Annotated in this window: 12 protein-coding genes and 1 pseudogene; 4 read left to right on the forward strand and 9 right to left on the reverse strand. The window is 68.8% G+C overall.

Annotated features, from left to right (window positions below; translation table 11 throughout):
* Positions 1–423: 423 nt before the first annotated feature.
* The gene (locus tag QOZ89_RS30375; RefSeq protein WP_312626995.1) at positions 424–1,443 is read left to right on the forward strand and encodes a terpene synthase family protein; all 1,020 of its coding nucleotides are present in this window, start codon (positions 424–426) and stop codon (positions 1,441–1,443) included.
* A gap of 82 nt (positions 1,444–1,525) precedes the next feature.
* Here QOZ89_RS30375 and QOZ89_RS30380 read toward each other — a convergent pair whose 3' ends face one another.
* From QOZ89_RS30380 to QOZ89_RS30400, 5 genes are read right to left on the reverse strand one after another with little or no spacing between them, the layout of a single operon-like run.
* Positions 1,526–2,980 (reverse strand): cytochrome P450, encoded by a 1,455-nt coding sequence (locus tag QOZ89_RS30380; protein WP_312626997.1) that lies wholly within the window; start codon positions 2,978–2,980, stop codon positions 1,526–1,528.
* A 2-nt stretch (positions 2,981–2,982) separates the two neighbouring features.
* Positions 2,983–3,627 (reverse strand): GTP-binding protein, encoded by a 645-nt coding sequence (locus QOZ89_RS30385; protein ID WP_312626999.1) that lies wholly within the window; start codon positions 3,625–3,627, stop codon positions 2,983–2,985.
* Positions 3,608–3,982 (reverse strand): DUF742 domain-containing protein, encoded by a 375-nt coding sequence (locus QOZ89_RS30390; protein ID WP_071049801.1) that lies wholly within the window; start codon positions 3,980–3,982, stop codon positions 3,608–3,610. Before QOZ89_RS30390 ends, QOZ89_RS30385 begins: the two co-directional genes overlap by 20 nt.
* Complete coding sequence (locus tag QOZ89_RS30395) at positions 3,979–4,389, reverse strand: roadblock/LC7 domain-containing protein (protein ID WP_071049800.1); 411 nt, start codon at positions 4,387–4,389, stop codon at positions 3,979–3,981. Before QOZ89_RS30395 ends, QOZ89_RS30390 begins: the two co-directional genes overlap by 4 nt.
* Positions 4,390–4,392: 3 nt before the next feature.
* Positions 4,393–5,889 (reverse strand): ATP-binding protein, encoded by a 1,497-nt coding sequence (locus QOZ89_RS30400; RefSeq protein WP_312627006.1) that lies wholly within the window; start codon positions 5,887–5,889, stop codon positions 4,393–4,395.
* A gap of 1,220 nt (positions 5,890–7,109) precedes the next feature.
* Between QOZ89_RS30400 and QOZ89_RS30405 the strand changes: the two genes are divergently transcribed.
* The gene (locus QOZ89_RS30405) at positions 7,110–7,529 is read left to right on the forward strand and encodes an anti-sigma factor (protein WP_312627008.1); all 420 of its coding nucleotides are present in this window, start codon (positions 7,110–7,112) and stop codon (positions 7,527–7,529) included.
* 212 nt (positions 7,530–7,741) lie between these two features.
* Here QOZ89_RS30405 and QOZ89_RS30410 read toward each other — a convergent pair whose 3' ends face one another.
* Together QOZ89_RS30410 and QOZ89_RS30415 are read right to left on the reverse strand one after the other, a co-directional pair.
* Positions 7,742–8,014, reverse strand: a complete 273-nt coding sequence (locus tag QOZ89_RS30410; RefSeq protein ID WP_312627071.1) for a tyrosine-type recombinase/integrase — start codon at positions 8,012–8,014, stop codon at positions 7,742–7,744.
* A 208-nt stretch (positions 8,015–8,222) separates the two neighbouring features.
* A pseudogene (locus tag QOZ89_RS30415) lies at positions 8,223–8,342 on the reverse strand (dihydrodipicolinate reductase); the annotation flags it as partial.
* Between the two features lie 371 nt (positions 8,343–8,713).
* Here QOZ89_RS30415 and QOZ89_RS30420 point away from each other — a divergent pair.
* Positions 8,714–9,322: a TetR/AcrR family transcriptional regulator gene (locus QOZ89_RS30420; protein WP_312627010.1), complete on the forward strand. Its 609-nt coding sequence runs from the start codon at positions 8,714–8,716 to the stop codon at positions 9,320–9,322.
* A gap of 879 nt (positions 9,323–10,201) precedes the next feature.
* Here the strand turns inward: QOZ89_RS30420 and QOZ89_RS30425 are convergent.
* Both QOZ89_RS30425 and QOZ89_RS30430 read right to left on the reverse strand, forming a co-directional pair.
* Positions 10,202–11,737 (reverse strand): NAD(P)/FAD-dependent oxidoreductase, encoded by a 1,536-nt coding sequence (locus QOZ89_RS30425; protein WP_312627012.1) that lies wholly within the window; start codon positions 11,735–11,737, stop codon positions 10,202–10,204.
* 31 nt (positions 11,738–11,768) lie between these two features.
* The gene (locus tag QOZ89_RS30430) at positions 11,769–11,981 is read right to left on the reverse strand and encodes a ubiquitin family protein (protein ID WP_131803888.1); all 213 of its coding nucleotides are present in this window, start codon (positions 11,979–11,981) and stop codon (positions 11,769–11,771) included.
* Between QOZ89_RS30430 and QOZ89_RS30435 the strand changes: the two genes are divergently transcribed.
* The gene (locus QOZ89_RS30435) at positions 11,980–13,230 is read left to right on the forward strand and encodes a cytochrome P450 (protein ID WP_312627015.1); all 1,251 of its coding nucleotides are present in this window, start codon (positions 11,980–11,982) and stop codon (positions 13,228–13,230) included. The two genes, QOZ89_RS30430 and QOZ89_RS30435, sit on opposite strands and share 2 nt — an antisense overlap.
* Positions 13,231–13,348: the final 118 nt, after the last annotated feature.

Consider the following 13,348-nt stretch of genomic DNA (forward strand, 5'->3'; position numbering starts at 1 on the left):
GCCCTGCCACGAAGGGAGCTGACTTTGCCGGAATCCGTGGTCGTGCGACCGCATGACCGGGCAGAATGGGTCGGCAACGGAGTATCCCGGGACTCGGGAAGTGACGTCAACGATCCCGACCATGCCGGGTGGCCCCATTGCCTGTACGGGCACCCATCTTCCATCACGGTCCGTCACCCTGACCGGAGGCAGCCCGCCACCATCACACCAGCCCGGCCATCACACCCTGTCACTGAAATCGGGTCGAGGTCTATGCCACCGCGCGCGTCAACCTCTCCCGACCATCCTCGCGAAGATCACATGAAGCGCTCTGACTTGCGATTATGGCTCCTTCCTCAACCCTGTGCGCCTCCTTGGAGCAGCCCGCGACCCCCATGACTCCAGGAGTGCCCGACGCCGCACCTCAGGAAACGAGAGCGGTCCGTGATCACCATTCTCAACCAGGAGACAGGCCAAGACGCGATGAATGGCGACCAGATCCTCACAGTGCACGAGGCCGCGCGCTCCTGGCAGCCGAACCCGAACGCTGCCGGAGCCCTGGCGCACACCGTCGAATGGCTTACCCGCTTCCACGTCCACACGCCCCGGGCTGAGAGGTACGCCACACTCTCGGCCTGGGTGTACCCTCTGGCCCCGCTGCCGGAGCTGGAACTCGCTTACGACATCCACGCCTTCTTTCGGATCTACGACGACTTCACCGACGACCTCGCGGCGGCCATCAGCCGCATCAACGTCATCAGCACGGAGCTCACCGGGATTCTCTACGGCAGACCCGCGAAGTCCCCCATGGGGATGATCTTCCATGACCTGTGGACGCGGCAGATCATCAGTTCGCCGGACCAGTGGGTGGCTCGGGTCAGCGAGCACTGGGAATGGTATTTCAACACGCAGGCCACGTACGCGGCGATGCGGGACCGGCGGCTGGACACGACGGTCGAAGAGTATTTGGAACTACGCCAGGGAAATGGCGCGGTGGCGCTGTGCCTGGTGCTCGGCGAGAAGGTGAACTTCACCTACCTGGCTCCGCACATCCACCACTGCACCCAGTTGCGACTGCTACGCAGGTTGGCCAGCGACATCATCGTGTACTGCAACGACGTTTACTCCTCGGTCCGCGACGCGAAGCGTGACGACCCGCGCAACCTGATTACGATCATCCGCGACCAGGCCGGCTGCGATTGGCAGGAGGCGAGAGCCCGTTGCGAGCGGGAGATGCGGACGCTCGACCGGTCGATACACATCACAAAGCAGCGCCTTGACGCGGCCTGCGACGTGCTGCAGTTCACCGACGCGGAACGCGCCCAGGCCCGGATGGGCGCGAGGATCGCCGACGACTGGAACTGGGGTTACCAGGCCTGGGCCGCCGCCAACGAGCTGCTGATGGACACGGATCCGCCGCGCGAGGAGATCTCTCGCATGCTCACCTCGCCGCGGGCGGTCTGACGGTGCGTCGGAGACAAAAGAGTGGCGCCCGGGAATCGCTCCCGAGCGCCACTGAGCGGTACGTCAGCCGACCGCGAAAACCTTAGCGCCGACGGCGGAACAGGCCGACCAGCGAGGCCCGGAAGCCGCCGCGGGTGTCCGACTCGGCCTGCGCTTCGGCCTCGGCCACCGCCGCCAGCGCGTCCTTGGCGGCGCTCGGCTCGACCGGGGGGGAGGCCGCCGGGGCGGCCTGCGCGGACCACGGGGCGAGGCGGCGCTGCGGGGCGAACGTGACCGGGAGCGCGTCAAGGTGCCGGGACCAGGTCGAAGCGGTCCAGGTCAGCTGGTCCTCCGGCACCGCGAGGTGCAGGTCGGGCAACCGGTTGAGCAACACGTCGACGCCGGTGTCGGTGATGGCGCGGGCGATCTCCTGTCCCGAGCACTCGTGCGGGCCCCGGCTGAACGCCAGGTGCGAGCGGTTGCCGTGCATCGGCGCGTCGGGATCCGGGCGGATCTCCGGATCCGCGTTGCCCGCCGCGATACCGAGCAGCAGCATGTCGCCTTCGCGGATCTCCTTGTCGGCGAAATGCATGTCGTGTGTGGCGAACCGCGCCGGGCAGACCAGCAGCGGCGGATCGTCCCACAGCATCTGCTCGACCGCGTCCGGCAGCGTCATGAGCCCACCGGTGAGCGACGCGCGGAAGCGGGGGTCTGTCAGCACCATCCGCAGCGTGTTCGAGACCAGGTTCGTCGTGGCCTCGTAGCCCAGCACGATCACGAGGCGCAGGTGGTTGAGTACCTCCTCGTCGTTCAGCCCCGAGGGGTGCTGGATGAACCAGGACGCCAGGTCGTGCGCGGGGGCCTTGCGCCGCGCCTGGGTCAGCGACTGCAGGACGCCGATGATGTACTGGTTGTGCGCGTACGCCTCCTCGCCGCCGCTGACCATGCCGACGATGGCCTCGACCAGTTTCCGGCCGTACCCCTCGCTCAGGCCGACCAGCCGGCTCAGCACGAGCATCGGAAGATGCGCGGCGAACTGGGTCACCAGGTCCACGCGGCCGTCCTCGACGAAGCCGTCGATCAGCTGGTTCGCGTAGCGCTGCACGTGCCGCCGGGTGCCGCCCCGGTCGAACCTGGTCAGGCAGTCGTTGACCGCGGCGCGCAGCCGCTGATGCTCCTCGCCGTCGTAGGACACGACGTCGGGACGCCATCCGAGGAGCTGAAGCAGCGGGTCGTCCGCGGCGATCCTGCCCTCGTTCCAGTCCCGCCAGAGCCGGGCGTCCCGGGTGAACCGGCTCGGGGTGCGCGCGACCTCCATGTTCTCCCGGTACCCGAGCACCAGCCAGGCCGGGACGCCGCCCTCGAGTGCCACCGGGGCGATCCCGCCGTGTTCCGCGCGGAGCTTCTCGTAGATCGCGCCGGGATCCTGCTGCGCTTCCGGGCCGTAGAGCGCGGTCAGTGCGGCACCCTGTGCGAAGGCCGCGTGCGCCGGACACTCCGGCGGCGGGATCGCAGCGCCTGATTCCGCGCCTGATGATTCGGGGATGACTGTTGACACGCTTACTCCGTGGCGGCTGAGGCGGCCACCGGGGCCGCGGACTGGGTGGACAGCCGGTACAGGTAGCGCATGAGGGCCAGCAGGGTGTCCCGGCTCGAGGCCCGGCTGCGCGCATCGCACGCGACGATCGGCACGGCGGCCGGCAGATCCAGCGCGGCACGCACCTCTGCCATCGGGTGGGTCGGGGCGTCCGGGAAGACGTTGACGGCCACGATGAACGGCACGCCGCCTTTCTCGAGCCGTCCGATGACGTCGAAGCTGGCCTCGAGCCGCCGGGTGTCGACCAGCACGACCGCGCCAAGGGCTCCCTCGAACAGACCGGTCCACAGGAACCAGAAGCGCTGCTGTCCGGGCGTGCCGAACAGGTAGAGCACCAGTTGCTCGTTGATGCTGATCCGGCCGAAGTCCATGGCCACGGTGGTCGCGTCCTTCTGTTCGACCCCGCGGACGTCGTCCACGCCGACGCTGACCTCGGTCATCGTCTCCTCGGTCGTCAGCGGTCTGATCTCGCTGACGGAGCCGACCAGGGTCGTCTTGCCGACGCCGAACCCGCCGACCACGACGATCTTGACCGCGGTGGCAGCCGAGGCGGGCAGCGCGTCCTCGCGCGCCGGTCCGACGGCCAACTCAGAGCCTCTGGAGTCCATTCATCACCGCCTTGAGCAGTTCAGGATCGCCGATTCCGTCCATGCGCACCGAGGCGCGCACCTCGATGAGCGAGTCCCTGAGCAGGTCGGAGACCAGGATGGCGACCACGCTGAACGGCAGCTTGAGGTACGCCGAGATCTCCGCCATGGACAGGGGCCAGTGGCACATGCGCAGGATGGACGCGTGTTCCGGCTGCATCTCCGGCCGGGCCGCGGCCCGCGCCACCACGAGGGTGATCAGGTCAATGTCGGCCCGGCGGCCCGAGGCGCCGCGCCCGCCGGTGAGGACGTACAGGCGCTCGGGGCCGCCCTCCTCCCAGGCGGAGGGCGCGTCGTTGATCGGGGACGGGGTCACCCGGCCGTCCTCTCCTCCATCCGCGGCGGACTGGTGAGATGCTCACCGATGCGTGCGACCAGGTTGCGCATCTGTTGCCCCATCAACCCAGCGTCCACCCCTTCGTCGGCCAGAACCGCGAGGTACGCGCCCGCGCCGGCCGCCATGAGGTAGAAGAATCCCCCGCCCACCTCGATCACCACGAGCCGCATGCGCTTGTCCCCCTGCGGGAACTCGGCGCCGACGGCGGCGGACAGGCTCTGCAGTCCGGCGCACGCGGCCGAGAGGCGGTCGGCGGTGTCCACATCCGTGTTGTGCTGGGCCATGCGCAGGCCGTCCGCGGTCAGGACAATGACGTGCCGGGTGCCCGGCACGCTCTCCGCAAGGTCCTTGAGCATCCAGTCCATGCTGGGCCGCAGGTGGTCCATCGACTACTCGCCTTCCTTGCTCGACGCATCGTCAGTCAGGGCGTGCTCGGTGCTCGTGCCCTCGCCGGAGACCGCGTTCTGGAACGCGGCGAGCCACAGTCCGGGCGGCGGGGACGGCGCGGCGGGAGCAGATCCGCTACTCGATACGGGCGGGGACGGGGCGTCGGACTGCGGCGCGGTCAGGCTCCGCTGGCTCCCGCTTCCGGCGAGCGGGGCGGTGACGCCGCGCCTACGCTGCGGCAGGCCGTTGTTGTTGATCTCGATCTGCCGCGGCTCCTCCGGCTGCAGGGCGATGGCGGGCACCGGCTTGTTCGGGTTCGCCCGGACCGCGGCGCCCGGGTTGGCCGCGGACAGCGGCACGGCGGTGGCCAGGTCGCGTGGGATGATCAGCACGGCGCGCACGCCGCCGTACGCCGAGGGCCGCAGCGAGACCTTGAAGCGGTGGGTCTGCGCGAGCCGGCCGACCACGGACAGGCCGAGGCGCGGGTTCTCGCCGAGGTCGGCGAGGTCAAGGCCCGACCTGACCTCGGCGAGCACCCGCTCGGCGCGCAGCCGGGCCTCCTCGCCGAGGCCGACGCCGCCGTCCTCGATCTCAACCGCGATCCCGGACTGCACCTCGACCGCCGTCATGTGCACGCGCGTCTGCGGCGGCGAGTACCGGGTGGCGTTGTCCAGCAGCTCGGCGAGCGCGTGGATGAGCGGTTCGACGGTGGGTCCCGAGATGGCGACCTCGACCACCGAGTGCAGTTCGACGCGCTGGTAGTCGGTGATCCGGGACATCGCGCCGCGCAGCACGTTGAACAGCGGCACCGGATGCTGCCACTGCCGGCCGGGGCGGGATCCGCCGAGCACGGCGAGCGAGTCGGCGAGCCGGCCGATCAGCGCGGTGCCGTGGTCGAGGCGGAGCAGGTCGTCGAAGACGTCGGGGCTCCCGCCGTGCCGCTCCTCCATCTCGCGCAGATCCTGGAACTGCTGGTGCACGATGGCCTGGACGCGGCGGGCGACGTTGACGAACGCGCGCTGCGAGGAGTCGCGCAGGTCCTCTTCCGCCTTGACCGCTTCGAGGACCGAGCGGACCACGTCGTCGTGCGCCTTGATGAAGGCGGCGCCGAGGGCGGGCGACTTGCTGGGGCCGGACAGCGCCTCCTCGACCGAGTCGCCGCGGTGCAGCCGGCTGATCGCGGCGGGCAGCACCTCGACGGCGAGGCGGCTGGTCTCGGCCTCCTGCATCTCCAGACGGCGCACGAGCTCCTGCTCGGTGGCGGCCTGCCGACGGCGCAGCTGGACGATCTCGTGCCCGCGGCGGCGGATCTCGGCGCAGGCCAAGCCGATCGCGACCGCCGCGACGAGGCCGCACACGGCAACGGCGCCCCGGGCGCGCGGAGCGACGAGAAGGACCGCGGCCACCGTACAGAGCGCGGTTAGGGCTGCTACCAGGGCGCCGAAGACGACGGACGAGCCGCCTTCCGAGCGACGAGGTGACGGTCGCTTGCGTTTCATTCGCAGAACCTTGGTCTGATCGTGGGCGTGTGTCGGTAACCGACGGGGACAGGGAGATGAAGTCACGGACGCGGCCCGCGGAGAGACTCGCGCGCCGCCGAGGGCCCGACGGCGATGTCCTGACAGGGCACGCGGCCACCTTGCTCAGTGTTCGAATACGGCGGTTCTGATATCTCTCCGGACAGGACTCACGTTATCTCAGGCCGCAGACGCGACAGAAATGCGCCCGCGCCCGGATGTGCCGGGCGCACGCCGCAGGGATCCGCGTGGACCGGAGGATCCATCGTGTGGCATGGCCACCACTTCGGCGGGTCGGATTGGCGCTGGTTGGCGGGCGGACCCGGGCGCCGGTCGAGGCCTTCCTGCAGGACGGCATCCCATTCTCGCTGTTGGTACGGATCGTGGCGACGCCGTCAGGGCCGGCCCGAGGAGGGCTGCGGCCACAGGGAACGACGCCCGGGGGCGCCCCCCGGCCTCATCCCGCTCACCGTCGCCGACGTCCGCTCCCGGCCAACCTGGTCAGGGCGGGGCGCCCGCTCATGTGTGGCATTTATGTGAATTCGCACTTCAGCACGGGCACCCAGTGGTTCAACAGGGTCCACGCGGGCGGCGACAACACAGACTGCAAGACCATCCGCTCTTGGTCCGTGGGTTCGCGGTTCAAGTCCCTGGCGGCGCACCCGTTCTGACCTGGCCATATAGCCCACGCCGCCCGACGAGTTGGTCGGGCATCCGGCGCCGCACCGCCTGCCGACTCGTCAGCCTGACTCCATGTGCCCGACCGGCGCTCCGCCCTCCAACAGATGGCGCCTAATACGGCAGCCGTTGTTTGCGACCAGTTGGGTTTGGTGGCCTCGGTGTCGGTCGTGGCTAACCTTGGGTCCGAGTCTGGTGACCCGTACTACGGTTGTGATGTCAAGTTCCCCGCGAGCAGGGAACAGCACACCGGCCGCGTCGCCGTGGCTGGGTCTCGTGGTGTCTGACCGCCGACCGCTAAGCCGTCGCCGACTGGACCGGGCCGAGCCCGCCGAGCGCCAGGTGGCTTCGCCGTAGCTGCGTCGGGGGGCGGACCCCCGCCGCGACGAATCGGCAGCGTGGTTGCCGGATGATGTGAGCGAGGGCCCACTGGGCGGGTATGTGCCCGGCGGGCGGCGGACGCCTCGAACTCGAAGCCGGCGACGAGTCTCGGAGCCGGAACGACCCAGCACTGGGGGTAGAACGTGGATCCGACGCCTTCAGGCGATGGCACGGGCAACGGCCTGGGCGACGTCGTGCAGCTCGCCATCCCCGCCGTCGGCGCTTACCTGGTCGTCCTGCGCACCGCGACCGCGTCTTTGGCCGCGCGGGCGGACTTCACCCTTGACGACATCGAGGACCTGCGGATCGCCGTGGACGAGGCCTCCGCCCTGCTGCTGGTCTCCGCGGTCCCGGGATCGGCCCTGGAGTGCGTCTTCACGCTGTCGCCAGGCCGCATGCGGGTGACCGTTTCGGTCGACAGCCTCGACGGCGAGCCGCCGTCGAGGGACACGTTCGCCTGGACCGTGCTGAGCGCGCTGGCCGGCGAGGTCGGCAGCTCCACCGGGCCGGGCCGGCGAGTCACGATCGAGCTGGCGAAACGGCGCGGCGACGGTGGCGAGTAGCCGATCCCCGCGTCTGCGGTCCACTGCCGCCGAGAACCCAACCCAACAGATCACAAACAACTAATCTTGAAGGCTCCGGCGGAGACTACACAGCGTGACGATCGCGAGGTCTGGGCCGGTTTGGACAGGCGGATGTGACGTGGGCGGCGCATCGCATCGCTTCACGTTCTGCCGCATGACGCCAGTACGGTTCCCCCGATGATCCTGGGAGTTCACAGACCCAGGTCGGGGTCGTCGGCCTCGGGTGTATCGGTCTCGGCGCCGGGGTCTTCGTGGTCGTCCCAGCCCGCGGGCAGGTTGGTGCGCGGGACGAGCCGGGCGGCAGCTTCCGCGGCCTCGCGGTCGGCTTCCTCGAACAGCGTTGCATAGATGTCGCCGGTGATCTGGATCGAGGCATGGCCGAGCAGCGCGGAAACGGCTTTCATGTCGTGGGTGGCGTGGTAGGTGAGGCTGGCCGCGTTGTGTCTGAGGTCGTGGAACCGGATAGGTGGAAGCGGGCCTGCTCGACACGCTGCCGGATGGCCGGATCCATCGCCGCGGCGTAGAAGAACTCGTTGCGTGTGGTGACGATGTTGATTCCGAACTCAGCAGCCGCGTCATATCATCGAGATCGAAGCCCTCCTGCATGTAGAGCACGCAGTCGGGCCTCAACGCTAAGACGTCCTCGATGTCGCGTGTGGCGAGGACGCCAAGTGGGCCGATGCCGGCCAGTTCGCCGGCATCCTTGCCCTCCTTGTCCGGCGAGTGGACGTAGAGGCCGACCAGCTCCAGGTCGGGGTGGTCGACGACACCGCGGATGGCCTTCTTCCCCATCCGGCCGGCCGCCCACTGGGAGGCCAGCAACGGTGGACCGCCTCGCGAGTAGCCAGTTGTCCGTCACTCTGCGTATGCTGGAACCGTTCCAAACGGTGCCGGCCGCCGCTCGGCCTGGGGCGTGTCCAACCATCCGCCGGCACATGAGCTCAACGAGGCATCGGTCGTTTCCCGCATCCGTGGGCTCAAATGATCAAAGTGCCTGCCCCGGTCCGGCTCGGCGGCGCGGTCCTCATCGTCGGTGGTCTCCGCCCCTCATCCGCCTGACGCGACCTCTCTGGATCTACGCGTCGAACTGTCGGCCGTTCGACGAGGCCGCCCTCGACACACATAGAATGAAGAAATTCGGCGGGAACGGACGGAGGTCCTCGGTGGCGGACGAGCGGGCGCAGGCTCCATTACCGGCGAATTCTCGTAGGGCGCAGATCATGAAGGCGGCAGGCGATCTGTTCGAGCGGCGCGCCTACCAGGAGGCATCTATGGAGGCCATCGCGCAACACGTCGGGATTCGTAAGGCGTCGCTTTACTATTACTTCAGCAGCAAGGATGAGTTGCTCGGGCAGATGCAGCAGGAGATGATCGAGCCGGTTATCAATGCACACCAGAGTCGCTTGAGTGAGGGCGCCCTTGACTCGCGCGGACTGCTGCTGGCCATGATGACCGACCTGGTTTCGCTGACCGAGACTCATCCCGGCCACATGCGTATCTATGTCGAGCGCCATCGAGAGCTTCCTGAACTCATCCGCGGAAAAATCGCTGAGCAGACCGACCGCTACCGAGGAATGCTTGTCGACGTCCTCGGCCGGGGAGTGGCCGAAGGCGTGTTCACGGTTGCCGACCCGAACCTGACCGCGATGGCGATCCTGGGTATGTGTGGCTCGACTTATCAGTGGTACCGCCCCGGCGGGAAGTGCACGGCCCCGGAAATTGCCCAATATTTCTACCACATTCTCATGACCGGCATTGAAAATTCATCGTGACGGCGTGGCGTCGGCAATCGCCAGGATAACGCGCCTGTATCTTATGGCCCGGCGGCGTGGGATTTCTTCGGCCGGGGCGCCATCCTACTGCCTGTAGCGTGCCAGAACTCGACTTGGGGCCATGGCCTGCGGTTTTGCTACCGAGTTACTAATGGGAATGAAAATATCTAGACATAGCGGGACTGCCGCGATTTAATCATTGTGTGCGGGAGACTGACGGCCGGAACTCGACCATGGAACACTGGAATCGATCAGGATTCGGGTGGCGCGCCAGATTGTCGACGAGGGGGCGAACGCCGACGAACTGGCGAAGCCGATCGAGGCTTTCGCCGAATTGCTGGAAAGTCATGCGTCGCCATGACCACTTGATTCCGCCCCTCCCAGGTGCTCAGGCGGATGGCTGCTCAGGATTGAAGGTGGCCTCCTCTCTCCCTACGATCAGTGATCCACACGGACCGCCCGGGGAGGACCTGTCACCAAAGATTCTGAGGTACGCGCTCGTGGCAGCAGGACAGGATTCCTCAGGACCTCCGCGTCACACTGATCTACGGGCTCGCAGGCACCAAGGCGGGACGACGTCGGACCGGACGGCACCAACATCCTCATCAGGACAGGGGGCCGGCGCAAGCCGGCATGATCACTGACCTGGGAGAACGAGCTGACCGGAAAGGGTGACCGGCGGTGGGGTAATGGTTCAAGTCCCCCTCGGACACATTTTTCGTACATGATCAACCGGCGTGGTGGCCTCGACGATCACTTGGGCTGGGCTTTTGTGCGGCGCGTTCGTATCTGTCGATCAAGCCGCCGAGGGCGGGTCCGCGCTTGATGCGTTCCTTGGTCAGGTCGGCGATGGGGTGGTCAGGCCGCGGTGGCCGAAGATCACGGCTGCGGCGGGGTCGTCGTGCGTTGTAGTGGCCCGCGACACCCAGGCTGGGGGCTTCTCACTCCTGCGGCGTTCCTTCCGATCGGTGGCGTCGTCATGCTGCCGCCGGAGACGGACGGCTGACCGGCATCGGCGCCGCCGGTCCGCCCCGGCCCCGCCGGTCCGCCCCGGCCCCGCCACAGCGCACGGGCGATCACTCCGGGCCGCAGCAGCGCGGCCGGCGGGTCGATGAGGTTGACCGTGCGGACGAGCGCGAGCGCGACGGCGGGGTCCCGGTGCGCCGCGACCTGGGCCCGAGCCACGTAGGCGTTGACCAGCCGAGTGCGCGCGTCCCGGCGGCCGGCGACGGCCGGGTAGCGCAGATCGGACCCGGTCGTCATCGTCCACGCTATGTCGATCACGGCGGCCGCCCGCCGGTGGAAGCGGCGGGCCAGTCCGTCCACCCTGCCGGCACGTCCGGCGCCGCCGGCCATGCTCGCGCGCAGCGCCAGCGCCTGCTGAGCGGTCACGGTCATGCCCAGCGCGTAGAGCGGGTTGAGGCTGCACAGCGCGTCACCGAAGGCGACGAACCCGTCGGGCGCGGTGGGCAGAAGTTCGTAGCGGCGCCGTGCGGAGGCGGCGAACCGGTGCGGGACCGGATCGGTCAGCGGCACCGCCGTCCGGATGAGGTCGTGGATCTCCGGGCCCGGCAGAGTGGCGCTGAACGCCTCGAAGCCGGCGGGGTCGATCGGTGGGTGGTCGCCGAGCATCCCGGCGAGCGTCACGTGCCAGCGGTCGCCGTCCAGGGCGATCGCGCCGCCGCCGCGGGTGCGCGGCACGGCCGCCATGATCACGCTGAGGTCGCCGCCGAGGTGGCCGGGTTCACGCCGGTAGAGCCGGGAGGCGTAACCAAGGTCGACCTCGAAGCGTTCCTCGGGCGGGTGGGCGAGGCCAAGCGCGGCCAGCCAGTGCGGCGCCCGCGTGCCCCAGCCCGTCGCGTCGACGACTATGTCAGCCTCGATCGTCCCGGGCACGCCATCCCGCGGCGCGTCGGCGCCGGCCGTCACCCGGGCACCGATGACGCGGGCCTGGCCGCGTCCCGCGCCGCCGGCCACGGGCTCCACGACGAGGCCGACGGCCGATACGCCAAGCATCAGATGCACACCCGGGAGGGCCATCGTCCGCTCCCGCAGCACGGTCTCCAGCAGGGGCCGGCTGGCCAGCACGGTGGTGAGCCCGGTCGGGCGCGGCCAGGCCCGCCGGCCGGCGAAGTACCAGCGGGAGCCGACGAGAACCTCCGTCGTCGGCGCGCCCCGGTCCACGAGCTCCTCGGTGAATCCGGGATAGAACTCGTCGAGGATCTGCCGGCCGCGCTCCAGCAGGCCGTGCAGGTGGCGACCTTGGGGCGCGCCACGCCGGTACTCGTCGCTCGGCGTCGGGTCCCGCTCGACGATGGTCACCCGGTCGAACTCTTCGGACAGCACACGGGCGGCCAGCAGGCCCGCGAACCCGCCGCCGAGGACGACGGCGCGACGACCCCGCGCGTCTGCCATGTCCCTCCTTTACGGACGTCGACAGGCCTGTTCAACGGACATTGTTCGAAGTCTTGCCGGAATTCGTCAAGGCGGCGCCGGCCAGTTCGATCGGACGATTCAGCGTCCCGATCGCAATAAATGTCGCAGCATAGTATTCACGCAACGGAAATGTGTAGTTACCGTCGCGTTCAGCCGCCCGCGTTGAAGTGTTCAGGGTACGAGGGCAGGCGCCGCCGGCCGGCGGCAGGAAGGGGCACAGCATGGGACCGACCGACGTCCTTACCAGCGGAGCGGCACGGGCAGAGCAGGCTGTCGCCGAGTTCTTCGATCCCGCTTACCGCGACGATCCCTATTCCCGCTACGACGTCATGCGTGAAATGGCGCCGCTGCATCCGTCACCCTTCGGCCTACCGCTGGCGAACCGGTACGAGGACTGCGTGGCCATCCTGTCGAACGCCGACTGGGGCCACGACCAGGAGCTCGAACAGCTTCACCCGAACGTTTCCCCCAGCGACTTCCCGTCGACGTTCCTGTGGATGGAGCCGCCGGACCACACCCGGCTGCGCGGCCTGGTCAGCAAGGGGTTCACTCCACGCCACGTCGCCGGGCTGCGACCTCGGATCGAGGCGCTGGTCGACGGCCTGATCGACAATTCGCTCGCCGCCGGCGAGTTCGACCTGATCGACACGATCGCCTACCCGCTGCCGCTGACGGTCGTCTGTGAGCTGCTCGGCGTGCCCGGGGCGGACCACCCGCAGGTACAGGAGTGGTCCCAGCCGCTGGCTCGCTCCTTCGACCCGGACGTACTCGTGCGGCCGGAGGAACTTGACGCGCGCAACGCGGCCATCCCGGCATTCCTTGACTACTTCCGCGATCTCGTCCGGGCGCAGCGCCGCAGCCCCGGCGACAACATCATCGGCGTGCTGTCGCGGGTGGAGGAGCAGGGCGACCGGCTGACCGAGGACGAGCTGCTCGGCACGTGCATCACCCTGCTGATCGCCGGCCACGAGACGACGGTGAACCTGGTCGGCAACGGGATGTTGGCCCTGCTGCGCCATCCCGACCAGTTCGCCGAGCTGTGCGCGCACCCCGAGCTGATCCCCAGCGCGGTGCAGGAGCTGCTGCGCTACGACTCTCCGATCCATATGAACACTCGTTCGGCCAAGCGGGAGATGGAGGTCGGCGGGCGGGTGTTCGCCCCCGGTGAGGGGGTCGTCGCCCTCATCGCCTGTGCCAACCGCGATCCCGCCGTCTTCGACGATCCCGACCGGCTCGACCTCCGCCGCTACGCGCGGGGCGACGTCGCCCGGCACCTGTCGTTCAGCCTCGGCCACCACTACTGCCTGGGGGCGCCGTTGGCGCTGCTGGAGATGCAGATCCTGCTCACCGCGCTGATCAGGCGGGTCGGGACGATGGAGCTGCTGACCGAGCGGCCGGCGTACAAGCCGAACATCCTTCTGCGCGGGCTGGCCCACCTCCCGGTCCGCTTCCGCCCCCGCACGGAAGCTTGACGACTGCACGTCTGTAGGACGTGCTGAGTTCCATCGCCCCACGTGGCCGGCCAACGCCGGCCCCCAGAACTAACGGGGCGCTGCCCCGTGCCCGCGAGGGCGAGGTTTCGGCTGGCGC

The sequence above is a fragment of the Pseudofrankia coriaricola genome (assembly GCF_032027725.1).
Lineage (GTDB): Bacteria > Actinomycetota > Actinomycetes > Frankiales > Frankiaceae > Pseudofrankia.